General features: G+C 66.7%; 12 protein-coding genes. 7 read left to right on the plus strand and 5 right to left on the minus strand.

The annotated features are described in order from the left end of the window. Window positions 1-184 precede the first annotated feature (184 nt). Together ACFVWG_RS09065 and ACFVWG_RS09070 are read left to right on the plus strand one after the other, a co-directional pair. Entirely contained in the window at window positions 185-1,927 is a 1,743-nt protein-coding gene (locus ACFVWG_RS09065; protein WP_391542631.1) for a glycosyl hydrolase family 18 protein, read from the plus strand. 28 nt (window positions 1,928-1,955) lie between these two features. Then, window positions 1,956-3,497, plus strand: coding sequence for a cellulose binding domain-containing protein (locus tag ACFVWG_RS09070; RefSeq protein WP_391542632.1), 1,542 nt, complete (start codon window positions 1,956-1,958; stop codon window positions 3,495-3,497). Window positions 3,498-3,607: 110 nt separating this feature from the next. Here ACFVWG_RS09070 and ACFVWG_RS09075 read toward each other — a convergent pair whose 3' ends face one another. Continuing rightward, the gene (locus ACFVWG_RS09075; protein ID WP_391542633.1) at window positions 3,608-4,495 is read right to left on the minus strand and encodes a LysR family transcriptional regulator; all 888 of its coding nucleotides are present in this window, start codon (window positions 4,493-4,495) and stop codon (window positions 3,608-3,610) included. Window positions 4,496-4,566: 71 nt separating this feature from the next. Between ACFVWG_RS09075 and ACFVWG_RS09080 the strand changes: the two genes are divergently transcribed. Next, window positions 4,567-5,772 (plus strand): MFS transporter, encoded by a 1,206-nt coding sequence (locus ACFVWG_RS09080; RefSeq protein ID WP_391542634.1) that lies wholly within the window; start codon window positions 4,567-4,569, stop codon window positions 5,770-5,772. Continuing rightward, the gene (locus tag ACFVWG_RS09085; protein ID WP_391542635.1) at window positions 5,769-6,218 is read left to right on the plus strand and encodes an aminoacyl-tRNA deacylase; all 450 of its coding nucleotides are present in this window, start codon (window positions 5,769-5,771) and stop codon (window positions 6,216-6,218) included. The genes ACFVWG_RS09080 and ACFVWG_RS09085 overlap by 4 nt, the downstream gene beginning before the upstream one ends. Window positions 6,219-6,221: 3 nt before the next feature. On the opposite strand, the gene ACFVWG_RS09090 is transcribed toward ACFVWG_RS09085, so the two are convergent. From ACFVWG_RS09090 to ACFVWG_RS09100, 3 genes are read right to left on the minus strand one after another with little or no spacing between them, the layout of a single operon-like run. Further along, window positions 6,222-6,584, minus strand: coding sequence for a DUF4345 family protein (locus ACFVWG_RS09090; protein ID WP_391542636.1), 363 nt, complete (start codon window positions 6,582-6,584; stop codon window positions 6,222-6,224). A 27-nt stretch (window positions 6,585-6,611) separates the two neighbouring features. Further along, window positions 6,612-7,529, minus strand: coding sequence for a helix-turn-helix domain-containing protein (locus ACFVWG_RS09095; RefSeq protein WP_391542637.1), 918 nt, complete (start codon window positions 7,527-7,529; stop codon window positions 6,612-6,614). Then, the gene (locus tag ACFVWG_RS09100) at window positions 7,529-9,217 is read right to left on the minus strand and encodes a chitinase (protein ID WP_391542638.1); all 1,689 of its coding nucleotides are present in this window, start codon (window positions 9,215-9,217) and stop codon (window positions 7,529-7,531) included. Before ACFVWG_RS09100 ends, ACFVWG_RS09095 begins: the two co-directional genes overlap by 1 nt. A gap of 512 nt (window positions 9,218-9,729) precedes the next feature. Here ACFVWG_RS09100 and ACFVWG_RS09105 point away from each other — a divergent pair. Continuing rightward, complete coding sequence (locus ACFVWG_RS09105; protein ID WP_391542639.1) at window positions 9,730-10,554, plus strand: HAD family hydrolase; 825 nt, start codon at window positions 9,730-9,732, stop codon at window positions 10,552-10,554. Window positions 10,555-10,856: 302 nt separating this feature from the next. On the opposite strand, the gene ACFVWG_RS09110 is transcribed toward ACFVWG_RS09105, so the two are convergent. Then, window positions 10,857-11,630: a cell filamentation protein Fic gene (locus ACFVWG_RS09110; protein WP_391542640.1), complete on the minus strand. Its 774-nt coding sequence runs from the start codon at window positions 11,628-11,630 to the stop codon at window positions 10,857-10,859. A 24-nt stretch (window positions 11,631-11,654) separates the two neighbouring features. Between ACFVWG_RS09110 and ACFVWG_RS09115 the strand changes: the two genes are divergently transcribed. Next, window positions 11,655-13,691 carry a CDP-glycerol glycerophosphotransferase family protein gene (locus ACFVWG_RS09115; RefSeq protein WP_391542641.1) on the plus strand — a complete coding sequence of 679 codons (2,037 nt, stop codon included), beginning with the start codon at window positions 11,655-11,657 and terminating at the stop codon, window positions 13,689-13,691. Between the two features lie 79 nt (window positions 13,692-13,770). Continuing rightward, window positions 13,771-15,456 (plus strand): arginine--tRNA ligase, encoded by a 1,686-nt coding sequence (gene argS / locus ACFVWG_RS09120; protein WP_391542642.1) that lies wholly within the window; start codon window positions 13,771-13,773, stop codon window positions 15,454-15,456. Window positions 15,457-15,474: the final 18 nt, after the last annotated feature.

Consider the following 15,474-nt stretch of genomic DNA (forward strand, 5'->3'; position numbering starts at 1 on the left):
TGCTGCCGGACGAACTGCTGAAACCCTGTGGACAACGGCTTTTGTCGGCTTTCCGCCAGCAGCGGGTATCCGCCACAGTGAGCCAGCGACCAACTCCGCGGAAACAGTTACCGTTCCTTTCGAAGTGTCTTTAACTAAATTTCACCGGACGCTTTCCCCGCCCCAGTTCCGGAGGACCCCGCCCATGAGTCGATTGCGTTTTCTGACCGCCACGGCCGCAGTGGCCGCCACTGCCCTGGTCACCGCCGCCGGCGTCTCGCTCGCGAGCGCCGACCTGCCATCCGCCCCAGCGCTCCGGGCCGACGTGATGGCGCCGGCCGCGAGCGGTGGCGTCAAGACCGCCTACTTCACCCAGTGGGGGATCTACCAGAACGGGTTCTACCCGAAGAACCTGGTCACCACCGGTGCGGCCGCGAAGCTGGACTTCCTGAACTACGCGTTCGCGAACATCCACCCGACCAGCCACACCTGCTTCATGGCCAACCAGGCCGCGTCCCAGGACGAGAACAACCCGAACGCCGGTGACGGCGCCGGCGACGCGTTCGCCGACTACGGCAAGTCGTACGGCGCGGACATCAGCGTCGACGGTGTGGGTGACGTCTGGAACCAGCCGATCCAGGGCAACTTCAACCAGCTGAAGAAGCTCAAGGCCAAGCAGCCGAACCTGAAGATCCTGATCTCGATCGGTGGCTGGACCTACTCGAAGTACTTCTCCGACGCGGCGTCCACCGACGCCAAGCGGAAGGCTCTGGTCAGCTCCTGCGTGAACATGTTCATCAAGGGCGACCTGCCGGTGGTGGACGGCTTCGGCGGTCCGGGCAGCGCGGCGAACATCTTCGACGGCGTGGACATCGACTGGGAGTACCCGGGCTCACCGAACGGTCACCTGGGCAACCACTACAGCGCTGCGGACAAGCAGAACTTCACTCTGCTGCTGGCAGAGTTCCGGTCGCAGCTGAACGCCTACGGCAGCCAGACCGGCAAGCGCTACTACCTGACCGCCGCCACCCCGGCCGGCCAGGACAAGATCGCCACGATCGAGACCAACAAGATCGGGCAGTACCTCGACTACAACAACGTGATGACGTACGACATGCACGGTGGCTGGGATGCCACCGGGCCGACCAACTTCCAGGACCCGCTGTACCAGGCACCGAACGACCCCAGTACGCCGATTCCGCCCGGTACGGCGAAGTACTCCGTCGACGGCGCGGTGAAGGCGTGGACGACCGGTGACCCGGCGTACGGCATCCCCGGTGGGTTCCCGGCGAACAAGCTGACCATCGGCTACCCGTTCTACTACCGCGGCTGGAAAGGCGTGCCCAGCACGGCCAACGGCAAGTACCAGACCGCCACCGGACCGGCCGACGGGCATGCGCTGAGTGGCAACGTTCCTGGCGTCTCCTTCTACAAGGAGCTCACCGGCTTCGTCGACAACCCCTCCGCGACGTTCTGGGACGACACCACCAAGTCGTCGTGGTTCTACCAGGGCGGCACGTTCTGGACCGGTGACAACGCCCAGTCCATCAAGGCGAAGGCCGACTACGCACACTGCAACGGTCTGGCCGGCGCAATGATGTATTCGATGGAGGCGCTCGACTCCGGCGTCACGCTCTTCAACCAGGTCGTGAACGCCGTCAACGCCGACACTGCGGGCTGCACCGGTCCCACGCCGACCCCTACTCCCACTCCGACTCCGACTCCTACCCCGACGCCGACGCCGACCCCCACGCCGACGCCGACGCCGACCCCTACTCCCACCCCGACTCCGACGCCCCCGACGGCCACCCCGTGGGCGCCCAACACGTCGTACGCAACCGGTGCACTGGTGAGCTACAACGGCCTTACCTACAAGTGCATCCAGGGCCACACGTCCCTGACCGGCTGGGAGCCGCCGAACGTCCCCGCACTCTGGGGCCGGATCTGATCACGTACCGCCCTCTGATCGGAGCAAGATGAAACGCATCTCGATGGCCATCGCAGCCATCACCGCAGTGGTACTCGCGCTACTCGTCGCACCCGCCGCCAACGCGGCCGGGGTCTCTGCGACCTTCACGAAGGTGTCTGACTGGGGCAGCGGCTTCGAGGGCAAGGTCACCGTTCTGAACGACACCACGAGCTCGTTGAGCACCTGGTCGGTCGCGCTCGACTTCCCGTCGGGCTACACGATCTCCAGCTCGTGGGACGCTACCCGCAGCACCAGCGGGCAGACTCACACGTTCACGCCGCCGAGCTGGGCCGGTCCGCTGGCACCTGGTGCCAGCGTCACCTTCGGCTTCAACGGCAGCCCGGGTAACTTCCCCGGTCTGGCCGCCTGCCGACTGAACGGCGGCTCCTGCTCCGGCGGTGGCCCGGTCACCCTCCCGGGTGCACCGAGCGGTCTGTCCGGTACGTCGACCGCCTCGACCGTGAGCCTGTCATGGTCCGCAGCCAGTGGTGCAGCCAGCTACAACATCTACCGCAACGGCTCGAAGGTCGGGACGTCCAGCGGTACGGCGTACACGGACTCGGGTCTCACCGCGAGCACGAGCTACAGCTACCAGGTAAGCGGCCAGAACAGCGCTGGTGAAGGCGCGAAGACCGGGTCCGTCTCAGTCACCACCAAGGCCGGTACCGACCCGGTCGGCAGCCGCCGGGCAGCGCCGTACCTCTACATGGGCTGGGGCGATCCGCCCAGCCCGCAGACCGTCATGAGCGCGACCGGCATCAAGTGGTTCACCATGGCGTTCATCCTGTCGTCCGGCGGCTGCAACCCGGCCTGGGACGGCGCACGACCGCTGCAGGGCAGCGCGGACGCCACTGCAATCTCACAGATCCGTGCGGCCGGCGGCGACATCATCCCGTCGATCGGTGGCTGGAGTGGTAACAAGCTCGGCCCGAACTGCAGCACCCCGGAGGCGCTGGCCGGTGCGTACCAGCAGGTCATCAACGCCTATGGCCTGAAGGCGATCGACATCGACATCGAGAACTCCGACGAGTTCGAGAACGAGGCCGTCCAGGACCGCATCCTGAACGCGCTGAAGATCGTCAAGCAGAACAACCCGGGGATCCAGACGATCCTCACCTTCGGCACCTCGACCACCGGCCCGAACTACTACGGCAACCGGCTGATCGAGCGGTCGCAGGCACTGGGCGCCAACATCGACGTCTTCACGCTGATGCCCTTCGACTTCGGCAGCTCGAACATCTACAACGACACCGTCGGCGCCTCGACGGGTCTGAACAACAAGCTCAAGGCCGTCTTCGGCTGGACCACCGCCCAGGCCTACGCCCACCAGGGCATCTCCGGCATGAACGGTCTGTCCGACCAGCAGGAGATGACCACGACGGCGACCTGGCAGAACATCACCAACTGGGCCAAGTCCAACGGCCTGGCCCGGCTGGCGTTCTGGTCGGTGAACCGTGACCGCGGCTGTGCAGGCGGCGGCGTGGTCTCCAACTGCAGCGGTATCGCCCAGGGCAACTGGGACTTCACCCGCATCACCGCAGGGTTCTGACAAGCCGTACGGCGGGTGCTCGTCAGGGGCACCCGCCGTACCCCTGTGCATGGACTCGGTAGCGGGTCCATCGTGGCCAGGTTCAAGAGCACGTCGTCGACTACGCGCCCTCATGACGAAATGACCGGCCAGGAGCGTACGAAACTCCGGAACCGCTCAGCGGCCGGAGTGAGTTGGCCACGAAGGCGCCAGATCATCCCGATCTCGCGGCGGGACTGAATGCCAGCCAGGGGTACGGCGACTGCACCGCTCTCGCTGCCGCGCACTGCGCTGGAGGGAAGGACTGCCACACCCAGACCGGCGCCGACGAGGCTGTCGATCGTAGTGAGGTCGCTGGCTTCGAAGGCGAGGCGTGGAGTGAAGCCTGCGGCTCGGCAGAGCTCGTCGGTGATGCGCTGGAAGCCGAAGCCGGGCTGGAGACCGATGAAGGGTTCCGCTGCCGCTGCCGCGAGCTCTACGCGACGGCGGGTGGCCAAGGGGTGGTTCGGTGGGACATGCAGTGCCAGCCGTTGTTGCTCGAGCAGGTGCCAACCAAAGCGTGCCGGGTCTGGCCTTGGCGAGCTGATGCCGATCTCGGCCTCCCCGCTCTCCAGGTCCTGGGCGATGTCCTGCGACGAGCCCTGACGCAGTGCGAACTCCACACTCGGTCCGACTGCCCGGAAGGCCTTCAGCAGGTCTGGCAGCAGGCTGGGGGCGACCGAGTGCAGAAAGGCCAGCCGCACTGTCCCTGACTCCGGATCGAGCAGGGCGTCGATCCGATGCTGGGCGTTTTCGACAGCGCTGATGCTCAGGCGGGCTGCCTCCAGCACGATCCGGCCGTACGGGTTCAGCCGCAGACCACGGTGCTCGCGCTCGAACAGCGGGACGCCGAACGCGTCCTCGACCCGACGCAGCGACCGGGACAGATTGGGCTGGCTGGTACCCAGGCCAGCCGCCGCCTCGGTCAAGTGCTCGGTCTCGGCGAGCACCACGAACGACCGCAGATCCTCGACATGCATACGGATATCGTATCGATTTGTGCCGAGATCGACATTTTACGTATCGCAGCGAGCGTGGCACCGTCGAAGGCATGCACCAATCCGTCGCAGTCGGCACCGGATACCGGCCCGGTGATCCGCAGTACCGCAAGCTGTCCGTGGCGCTGTTCGCGGCCGGTCTGGCGACGTTTGCGCTGCTCTACAGCACCCAGCCACTGCTCCCCGAGCTGTCCGCGTCATTCCACGTCTCCCCCAGCCAGAGTGCGTTCAGCGTCTCGTTCGCGACGTTCGGGCTCGGTCTCGCGCTCTTGGTGGTCGGCTCGGCATCAGAGCGGATCGGCCGAACCACCCTCATGCGCTGGTCCGTCGCAGGCACTTCGCTGTTCGCACTGCTGGTCGCCTTCGCGCCAACGTGGCACGCACTGCTCGCACTGCGCGGACTGCAGGGAATCGCCATGGCAGGTCTGCCTGCGGTCGCGATGGCCTACCTCCGCGAAGAGGTGCACGCTGACAGCCATGCACGCGCCAGCGGCCTCTACATCGCCGGTACGGCGGTCGGCGGCATGTCCGGCCGACTTGTCGCCGGTGGACTGGCCGACCTCGGCGGTTGGCGGTTCGGTGCCGCCGGGATCGCCGTACTCGGTCTGTTGTGCGCAGCGATCGTGTGGCTGCTGTTGCCCGCGTCGAAGAACTTCCGCCCCGGACCGGCACGCGCGAAGGGCTTGCGGATGCTGCGAGACCCAGCCCTGCTCGCACTGTACGGAATCGCGGCGACAGCAGTTGGTGGCTTCGTCGCGGTCTACAACGGCGCAGTCTTCCGGCTGTCGGGTGAGCCCTACCTCCTGAGCGCAGGCGCCTCCGGACTGGTGTTCTGCGTCTACCTGCTCGGCTCGGCCGGGTCCGCCACCGCCGGACTGCTGGCCGACCGCTACGGACGGCGAGCCGTCGTACCGGTGGGCTGTCTGATCACTCTGGCAGGCGTTGCGATCACCCTGGCCGCGCCCTTGGCACTCATCGTGGTGGGACTCGCGGTGATGACCGCAGGCTTCTTCGCAGTCCATGGCGTAGCCAGCGGCTGGGTACCAGCGCGAGCACATGCCGCTGGCATCGGCACCGGCCAGGCATCCAGCATGTACCTGTTCTCCTTCTACCTCGGCTCGTCCGTCTTCGGAGGACTAGCCGGTACGGCGTGGAGTCGCGCCGGCTGGAATGGAGTCGCACTGGAGGCTGGAGTGCTGTTCGCGGTGGCCCTGGTGTTGTCCCTCGCCCTGAAGGCTGTTCCTAGACTGGACAGGTGACCAAGGCAACGGATGCGGCTGACCAGCTCGGACTGAGCTACGAACTGACCCAGCACGGGCCGGTGAACTCGCTGGAAGAGGCGGCGGCCGCCCGGGGTATCGAACCGGCCAAACTGATCAAGACGATCGTCGTACGCCTCGCAGACGACGACTACCGGTTCGTCCTGGTCCCAGGCGACCGTGAGATCGCCTGGCCGAAACTGCGCACCCTGCTCGGCGTGAAGCGCATGTCGATGCCGGACAAGGACACCGCGTTCGCCGTCACCGGGTACGTCCGCGGCACGATCACCCCGCTGGGCAGCACCCACGCCTGGCCGGTGATCGCAGACGAGCGCATCACCGGCTCCATCTCGATCGGCGGCGGTGACTTCGGCACCGGCATCACTGTGGACGCCGCGGACCTCACCAAGGCCCTCGACGCCACAGTCGCCGACGTGACCGACTAGAAGCTATCGGGCGGTGAGCAGAAGCCCGGCGAGGGCGGCTTCGACCAGAAAGAAGAAGCCCGGCCACCCAAGCAGCGGCTTCGGCTCGACAAGCGCGCCAAGGAGTCTCCCGGCGGCCATACCGCCCAGCGCGATCGCGACCGCGACCAGTACGCCGTCGCGAAAGCCGGCGCTGGCCGAGTCGGCTGTGAACAGCAGCACAGCGACGGCCAGGCCGAACCCGCCGTACACGGCGCGGACCTCGTTGCGGGCCGCAGGAGTCGTGGGCGCCACGCCGAAGGGTTTCCAGATCAACGTGGGCTTCACCAGCGCGACGCCGCCCATGCCGGCGAAGAAGGTCGCCACAACGGCGACGGCGACGTTCATCCAGCAAAGGTAGCGTCGGGCGGTCGGCTAGACGAGTAGGCCTGCCTGTCCGGCGCGGAGGCCTGCTTGGAAGCGGGTGGTGGCGTCGAGGGCTTTGAGGATCCGCTGCATGCGGCGCTCGACGGTTCGTTGGGCTACGCCTAGTCGGCGAGCGATGGCTTGGTCGGTCAGACCAGCCGCGGCCAGGGAAAGCAGTTGCTGGTCTTCGAAGCTCAGGGGTCCATCAGAGGACGCTGGGGACAGCGGGCTGCCCTGGTGCCAGAGGAGCTCGAAGAGGCGGAGCAGTCCGTCCAGGAGACTGGACGGACCCACCTCGACGATGACGTCGTGGCTCGTCGGCAGGAGCGCCATGCGGCGATCGACGACGAGCATCTTGAGCGGTACGTCGCGCAGCATCCGGCAGCCGGTGGGTCGGGCCGCCAGCAGATCAGTGGGCTCGGACAGCGACGCCATGTCGAAGATCGTCCGATACGTGACGCCATGCGCGCGCTTGACCTCAACCGGTACGACGACGTGCGGTGGCCGATCCAGCACGAGCACTTCGGTCTGGGCGCACTGCTGCGCCTGGTTGAACCGCTGGGCGACCGCTTCAGTGCCGCGGACCACCGTGAACGCGTCATGGCGGGCTCTGAACTCGGCAGTCAGCACGGAGGCACCCACTCGGGCTTCGACGATCGCTGCCTGTTTCCGCAGCGCCAGCAGCTCGACTGCCGCCTCGGGAACCGCAGGGACGTACCGGGCTGGCCTCCCGGGCATGCGAGAGGCCAGCCCGAGGGACAGCAGGGACCGGAGATGCCGGCTGACCCGAGTGGCGGGCCAGCCGGTGTCGTTCGACAGATCGGTCGTTGTGGACTCCGGGCGGGCCAGAAGCGCCCGGTAGAGCTGCTCGTCCTCCGAGCAGACACCAAGCGCTTCCAGCACCGGAGCGGGGCGGTAGTTGTGCATCAGGGCAGGGCGTGGACGTGGGCGCCGACTTGGTTCGCGAACGCGTTGCCGTTCAGTGCGTCCCAGTTGGTCGACCAGGTCATCGCACCGCGCAGCGTCGGCCAGGTGGTGCTCGGCTTGAAGGCGCCGCAGTTGGTGCCCTTGGCCAGGCAGTCCAGTGCGTTGTTGACGATCGACGTCGAGACGTAGCCACTGCCAGCGGCCCGGGAGGACGCCGGCAGGCCCAGTCCGACCTGGTCGGGGCGGAGGCCGTTCTGCAGCATGATGCAGGCCTGCGCGGTGATGAAGTCGACCGAGCCCTGTGAGTACACCTGTCCGTTGCAGCCGTTCATCGAACCGGAGTTGTAGTACTGCACGTTGACGATGGTCAGGATGTCCTTGATCGCCAGCGCGAGTTTGAAGTACTCGAACGTCGTCGCCTGCATGTCGATCGTCTGCGGAGCCATGGTGATGATCAGCCCGCTGCCGAACTGGCTCTGCAGGCTGCGCAGCGCCTGACCCATGTACTGCGCGTTGACGCCGTTCTCGAGGTCGATGTCGATCCCGTCGAACCCGTACTCACGCAGTACCGACAGCGCGGTCGAGGCGAAGTTGGCCGCGGCCGTCGCGTTGGCGACCGAGATGGTGCCGTTCTGGCCACCGATCGACAGGATGACCTTCTTGCCGGCCGCCTTCTTGGCGGCGATGTCGGACTTGAACTGCGCCACGGTGTAACCGTTCAGCCCCGCACTGTCGAGGTTGAAGGTGATCCCACCCGGCCGGGCCGCGTCCGCGTCGGCGAAGGCCACCGCGATCAGGTCGTACGCCGCTGGTACGTCGGAGATCTTCTGGACCGTCGCACCGTTGTTGAAGTTCTGCCAGTACCCGGTCAGCACGTGCTTGGGCAGGCTGCCACCCGGCGGCGGGTCAGTCGTCCCGGTGGTCGTCGTACCCGAGACAGAGGCGCCGTACGGCGAGCAGTTGCCGCTGGGGTCACACGCCCGCACCTTGAAGCTGTACGTCGTGGTCGGGCTCAGCCCGGTCGCCGTCCAGTTGGTGACGTTGCCGACGCTCTGAGCAGCCGCAGTCCCCCGTACGACGTCGTAGTGGTCGATGCCGTTCGCATCCGTCGCGGCGGACCAGTTGAGCTGCAGCGAGCTCGACGTCGGACTACCGACAGTGAGCCCACCCGGAGTGGACGGCGGAGTGGTGTCCGGCGTACCGCCCGGCCCATCCAGTACGACGTCATCCGCGCCGAACGGCGGAAGTCCGTACCAACCGTGCACGTAGATGGTCACCGACGTGGCCGAGGCGCTCGTGGTGAAGGGGACGCTCAGCTGACTCCAGGAGCTGCTGGTCGTCCAGGTGGAGGCTCCACCGTCGACACCGAGATAGACGTTGGACCCGGTCACCCACGCCGACAGCGTGTACGCCGTACTGGGGCGGACCGAGATTGTCTGGCTGCACCGACCGATGTCGGAACCGCTGGGAGCCGACTGCAGTCCGTAGGAACCGGAGTGGGCCGAGCTGGTCACACTGCCGGCAGCGCACTGCCAGCCGGAGAGAGTGCCGGACTCGAACCCACCGTTGACGGTGAGGTTGGCGGCGTAGGCGGTCGCTGGGGCCAGGGAGAGGCCGACGACGGCGAGGACAAACGCGATCAGGCTGGAGAGGACCGCTGCCTGGGGGCGGCGTGCAGGCGGTTTCATGATTAGAAACTGTTCCTGCGTAACTACATTGTCAAGACCCTGCATAAAGTGAACGCGCTCTCACGCGCAGGAAAGTGAAGAATGTACAGATTCTGTCCAGCGGAACGCGATCCGGTCGAGACCGCTCAGGGCGGAACTCCGAAACTTTCAAGCGCTCCATCGCGACGGCGAGAGCGACCTGAAGGAGGCCATCCAACCTGGAAGAGGAAAGGCGACGGCCCCCGGCGGGGGGGTGACCGGGGGCCGTCTTCGGCCACGGGCTCGGGGGGAGGAGCCGGGGGCCGTTCAGGAGGCGACAGTCTGCCACTGTCAGGGGGTATGTACCCCCCAAGTCCGGATCCCACACATCTCAGTTCTGTTGCAACCAAGGGCATGTCTTCCGGGCGTCGCAGCCGGTGAACCGACCGTTGCGACCAGTACCACTGTCACACTGATCAACAGTCTAACGGGATAGTCGCCAACACAAAAGCCCGGGTCCCTCGGCGTTTCTCCGCAGTGCCTATTCTCGACCCATGGAGCACGCCGGACAGCCCTCTGCCACCGCCCGATCGGCCGCCTTCTTCGATCTGGACAAGACCATCATCGCGCGCTCGAGCACGCTCGCCTTCTCCCGGCCGTTCTACGCCGGCGGCCTGATCAACCGGCGGGCCGTGTTACGCAGCGTGTACGCGCAGTTCGTCTACCTGCTCGGCGGCGCCGACCACGACCAGATGGAGCGGATGCGCGAGTACCTGTCGGCGATGTGCACCGGCTGGGACGTCGGCACCGTGAAGGCGATCGTCGCCGACACCCTGCACCACATCGTCACGCCGATGATCTTCGAAGAGGCGGTCGAGCTGATCGACGAGCACCACGCGGCCGGGCGGGACGTCGTCATCGTCTCGTCGTCCGGCGCCGAGGTGGTCGAGCCGATCGGCGCGATGCTCGGCGCGGACAAGGTGATCGCCACCCGGATGATAGTTGCCGACGGCAAGTACACCGGCGAGATCGAGGAATACGCCTACGGACCGCACAAGGCAACCGCGATCCGGGCACTGGCCGAGTCCGAGGGTTACGACCTGGCGGACTGTTACGCCTACTCCGACTCGATCACCGACGAGCCGATGCTGGCCGCCGTCGGCCACCCGTTCGCAGTCAACCCGGACAAGGCCCTGCGCCGGTTGGCGCACTCGCGAGAGTGGCCGGTCCTGGATTTCAGCGAGCCAGTAGGCCTCACGGAGCGTTCACGTCTCAAGGATGTACGGCGTCCCGCACTCGCCGCCGGCGTGGTCGCAGGACTCGCCGCGGGGGCCTTCCTCTTGGCATCCAAGCGGCGTAACAGATCATCGGCGAACTAGCCCAAAAGCTGAAGTTTGCTTCATTCTTCTCAACTCCATGAACACCGCGCTTCCCCTTCACAGGAAGGGATTCGAGGAGTACAAAGGAAGCACAAAGGATCTTCGGATCCGGTAGAGATTGCACGGCAGTCAGGTACCCACGCGGCGACCAGCCCATCCCAACCGGGCAGCTCGACCCAGGCCAGTCCTGTGGCGGCAGACAAGGTGCACGCATGGTAACCAGAATGACGTGCCCGCGACGGCGCTCTCCCCGTGAGAGCGCCGTTCGCATGGGTCAGAACATGTCAGTGCAACAAGGGACTTCAGCCTGCGAGCGGTGAGCGTTCGGCTCCCAGGGCAACGACTTCACAAGACCTGAGCAACCAGTCCCGGACTCCGACAAGCCCTCGCGCTGTGTAGTCGTTGAGCGCCGACACATAGGTTGCCGACAACTCCCAGTGACCGACCTCCGGCACCGTGACCGCGACCGGATCGATGCCTCGGGCAACTAAAACGGCGCGCTCGGCGGCGCGGGCGACCAGACCGTTGGCGGTCGGGAACGGACGCAGTACGGCGAGCTCGGCGTGCACGATCGCCGCGACCACCAGGCCAGGCGCCTTCGACGGACTGGTCAGCGCCCGCCCGAGCGCACTCAGCCGCTCCCACATCTCGTCCGCGGGCGGCGCCGGCGGCAGTCCGGGGATGTCGTCGGGCACAGGCTCCCGGCTGGTCCGCAGATGGCCCAGTGACGGCTCCGGGCCCAGATCAGCGCCGGCCAACTGGTGCAGTCTGGTCCAGACCTGCACAGGTGCCGTGTCGACCTGCGGCGCGAGCCGCATCAGCTCACCGGTGATCCGGACCGCTCCGGTGACCAGTGGCCCGCCACTCCCCGCCCTGGCGTCCTCCAGCGTCGCAGTGCTCCCAGCGAGCGCTGCGGAGGCATGCGCACCCCGCAGCAGCGCCTCAGCGGTCATGTCCGCGCCCACCTTGCGCAGGCCCCGATCCCGGAGCAATACGTCGACCGCATCCCGCGCCGCACGCGCCGCCGACCCCACCCCCTCCAGACCGGCGAGTGGCTCGAACACATCGGTTGTCATACGTGCAGCCTAGGATGCGTTCGTATGGCGCTCGGTACCGTCCCCAAGTTCAGCATCGTGGTCCCCTGCCATGCCTCGCGGGCGTGGCTGCGGCCCTGCTTGGACTCTGTGCTGAGCCAGTCCTTCACCGACTTCGAGGTGCTCGGCGTCGACGACGCGGATGCCGACGGTTCCGGCCGAATTCTGGACGAGTACGCCGCCGCGGACCCGCGGGTGCGGGTACTGCACCTGGAGGAGAACGTCGGGCTCGGTCCGGCCCGGAACGCCGGTCTGAAGGAGTGCCGCGGCGAGTACGTGCTGTTCCTGGACGCCGACGACCTGTACCTGCCCGGCTCGCTGGAGGCGATCGCCCGCCGGATCGACGACGCCGGACAACCGGACATCGTGCTGTTCGACTACGAGCGGATCTTCTGGGACGGCCGGGTGGTCGGCAACCAGCGGCACGACGCGTTCGCCCGGGAGGGCGCAGGGGTGTTCACCGCGGCGGAGCGGCCGATCTTCCTCACCTTCCTCGAGGTGGTCTGGAACAAGGCCTGCCGGCGCGACTTCCTCACCCGGCACGGCTTCGCCTTCACCGCCGGCTTCTACGAGGACGCCCCCTGGACGTACTCCACCATGCTGACCGCGGAGCGGATCGCGACGCTGGACCGCGTGGTGGTGCACTACCGGCAGCACCGCACCGGCGGCAACATCCACGCCACCCGCGGCCGTCGGCAGTGGGACATCTTCGACCAGTACGACCGGGTGCACGCCTTCATCCAGTCCGACCCGGAGCTGGCCGGCTGGCGGCGGTTCGCGTTCGACCGGTCGCTGGACCACATCCTCGCCGTACTGGCCAAGCCGGAGCGGATCGGTCCGGAGGACCGCGCTGACTTCTTCCACGCGGCGCATGCGTTCGCGCAGCGCTGGAAGCCCGAGGGGTACAACGCTGAGCGCAGCAGGCGCGGGTTCCGGCGCTGGCAGCTCATCTACGACGACTACGCGACGTACTCCACGCTCAAGGTGACCGGGAAGGTCCTGCAGTTCCCGAGCCCGGGCAAGAGCGTCGGCAAGCTGCTGCACCGCGCCAAGCTCGACCCGAACCTCGCCGTGTACGCCGCCTCCCGGTGCACGCGGTATGCGTGCAACCCGCGGGCGATCTACGAGAAGGCGGCCGAGCTCGCACCGCAGGTCCGCGGGGTCTGGGTGATCGACCCGGAGCACCTGTCTGACATCCCGGAGGGCGTCGAGTACGTCGTCGCGGGCTCACCGGCGTACCAGAAGACACTCGCCCGGGCGACGTACTTCGTCAACAACGCGAACTGGCCGCGCGACGTGGTGAAGCGCCCCGGCCAGGTGCAGCTGCAGACTCAGCACGGCACACCGCTCAAGCTGCAGACCACCGGCCCGGATCTGGACCTGGTGGACCGCTGGGACTTCAACCTGTCCTCGAACCGGTACTCCTCGGAGATCTGGGAGCGCACCTTCCCGTCGTACTTCGAGGAGCTCGAGTTCGGCTACCCGCGCAACGACAGGCTGCTGACGGCGACGCTGGAAGACGTCCGGGCGATCAGAGCGTCGCTGGGCTTCGACGACTCGCAGCTGGTGCTGCTGGACGCCCGTGAGGAGTCACACTTCGACCTGGGCCAGCTGACCGAAGCCACCGTGCTCGACGTGAACTCCGGACCGCGGGTCGACGACCTGATGCTTGCGGCCGACGTCCTCATCACGGACTACTCGTCGCTCACCTTCGACTACGCCAACCTGGACCGGCCGATCGTGCTGCTGATCGAGGGCAGTCCCGGAGGGGCCTACTTCGACATCACCGAGTTCCCACCTGGAGTGGTGGCGCGCTCTGCGGACGAGCTGGTCACTGCGTTCAGCAGTGGTGCGTTTGCCGCGCAAGAGGCCGCGAAACACCGGCAGCTCTTCCGGGAACGCTTCTGCGAGTACGACGACGGCCGGGCCGGCGAGCGCGTCGTACGGCGGGTGTTTCTCGGCGAGGACGACGTACCGGCGATCACCCCGCTGGCCGAGCGGTCACCCGCACCCTCGGCGTACTGGACCAAGCTTCGTGCATAATGTGTGACATGCGACGACGACAGACTGCCTGAACACCTCAGCCTTCCCTGTTCACGTCTGTTGTCTCTAAGGACTTCTCATGTCCGCTGTTTCGTCTGTGCTTGCCTCCAGACTCCTCCAGGCCTCCACTGCCGCTTTCGGTACTGCGCTCGACCCTGAACTGCGGTCGGCGACCAAGCCCGAGTTCGGCCACTACCAGAGCAATCTGGCGCTCCGGCTCGCCAACCAGCTCGGTCTGCCGCCACGGGACGTCGCCGCGCGCCTAGTCGCCGCACTGCAGATCGACGACCTGTGCGAAGCACCTGTGATCGCAGGGCCCGGTTTCGTCAACCTGACCTTGCGGTCCGATGTGCTGGCGGCCGCAGTCAATGACCGTACGGCGTTCGCGCAGCGGGGCGAACGGGTCGTCGTCGACTACTCGCAGCCGAACGTGGCGAAGCAGATGCACGTGGGTCATCTGCGGTCGACGGTGATCGGGGACTCGGTCTGCAACGTGCTGCAGTACGTCGGGTACGAGGTGATCCGGCAGAACCACGTCGGCGACTGGGGTACGCAGTACGGGATGACGATCGAGCAGCTGCTCGAGGAGGGCGTGGACGCATCAGCCCTTGATTTGCAGGGATTGCAGGAGCTGTACGAGCGGAGCCGGCGGCACTTCGACAGTGACCGGGAGTTCGCTGATCTGGCCCGGCTGCGGGTCGTTGCGCTGCAGACCGGTGATCCGGCGACGCGGGCGAACTGGCAGCACATGGTGGACGTCAGCCTGGCCGACTTCGAGCAGGTGTACGCGCGGCTCGGCTCAGCGCTGACCCGGGCGGACGTGGTCGGCGAGAGCGCCTACAACGACGACCTGCCGGTGATCGTGGCCGAACTCGAGCAGGACGGTCTGCTGACCGAGTCCGACGGCGCCTCGTGCGCCTTCCTGCCGGGGTACGTCGGACGCGACGGACTGCCGCTGCCCGTCATCGTGCGGAAGTCCGATGGTGGTTTCGGTTACAGCGCTACTGATCTGGCGGCGATCCGGCATCGGGTGAAGAACCTGCGGGCACAGCGGATCGTGTATGTCGTCGACCACCGGCAGGCACTGCACTTCGAGATGATCTTCGCACTGTCCCGGGCGGCCGGATGGTTGCCGCCGACAACGACGGCCGAACATGTCAGCTTCGGGACGGTGCTCGGCCCGGGTGGTAAGCCGTTCAAGACCAGAGCCGGTGGGACGGTCAAACTCACCACCCTGCTCGATCAAGCCGTCGAGCGGGCCGATGCGCTGCTGGCCGACCGGACCGGTATCGACCGGGCAGCAACAGCAGTGGCTGTTGGCATCGGAGCGATCAAGTACGCCGACCTGTCCAGTGACCGGGGTAACGACTACGTCTTCGACCTGGACCGGATGGTCGCCATGACCGGCAACACCGGCCCTTATCTTCAGTACGCGCACGCACGGCTGACTCGGCTGCTCACGAAGGCTGATGACACAGGTGGCGCGGTGACTGTGCTGGTGCACCCGGTGGAGCAGCGGCTGGCTCTGCTGCTCACCGGGTTCGACGACACCGTCGTACAGGTTGCTGAGACGCTGCAGCCCCACAAGCTGTGCACGTACCTCTACGAGCTGGCTGCTGCGCTGTCGGTGTTCTACGAGCAGTGTCCGGTGCTGAAGAGCGAGGGCGAGACCAGAGCGAGCCGGATCGCCCTGTGTGCGGCGACTCGGCAGGTGCTGCAGGATGGGCTAGGTCTACTGGGCATCGCGGCACCTGACGCGATGTGACTCTCTGAAGGAGGCTGT

Source organism: Kribbella sp. NPDC058245, assembly GCF_042882005.1.
GTDB lineage: Bacteria > Actinomycetota > Actinomycetes > Propionibacteriales > Kribbellaceae > Kribbella.

Bases quoted from the DNA above. Each gene is read 5' to 3' on its own strand.
- ACFVWG_RS09065 (WP_391542631.1), top strand. From the start codon at position 185: ATGAGTCGATTGCGTTTTCTGACCGCCACGGCCGCAGTGGCCGCCACT.
- ACFVWG_RS09070 (WP_391542632.1), top strand. From the start codon at position 1,956: ATGAAACGCATCTCGATGGCCATCGCAGCCATCACCGCAGTGGTACTC.
- ACFVWG_RS09075 (WP_391542633.1), bottom strand. From the start codon at position 4,495: ATGCATGTCGAGGATCTGCGGTCGTTCGTGGTGCTCGCCGAGACCGAG.
- ACFVWG_RS09080 (WP_391542634.1), top strand. From the start codon at position 4,567: ATGCACCAATCCGTCGCAGTCGGCACCGGATACCGGCCCGGTGATCCG.
- ACFVWG_RS09090 (WP_391542636.1), bottom strand. From the start codon at position 6,584: ATGAACGTCGCCGTCGCCGTTGTGGCGACCTTCTTCGCCGGCATGGGC.
- ACFVWG_RS09095 (WP_391542637.1), bottom strand. From the start codon at position 7,529: ATGCACAACTACCGCCCCGCTCCGGTGCTGGAAGCGCTTGGTGTCTGC.
- ACFVWG_RS09100 (WP_391542638.1), bottom strand. From the start codon at position 9,217: ATGAAACCGCCTGCACGCCGCCCCCAGGCAGCGGTCCTCTCCAGCCTG.
- ACFVWG_RS09105 (WP_391542639.1), top strand. From the start codon at position 9,730: ATGGAGCACGCCGGACAGCCCTCTGCCACCGCCCGATCGGCCGCCTTC.
- ACFVWG_RS09110 (WP_391542640.1), bottom strand. From the start codon at position 11,630: ATGACAACCGATGTGTTCGAGCCACTCGCCGGTCTGGAGGGGGTGGGG.
- ACFVWG_RS09115 (WP_391542641.1), top strand. From the start codon at position 11,655: ATGGCGCTCGGTACCGTCCCCAAGTTCAGCATCGTGGTCCCCTGCCAT.
- argS (WP_391542642.1), top strand. From the start codon at position 13,771: ATGTCCGCTGTTTCGTCTGTGCTTGCCTCCAGACTCCTCCAGGCCTCC.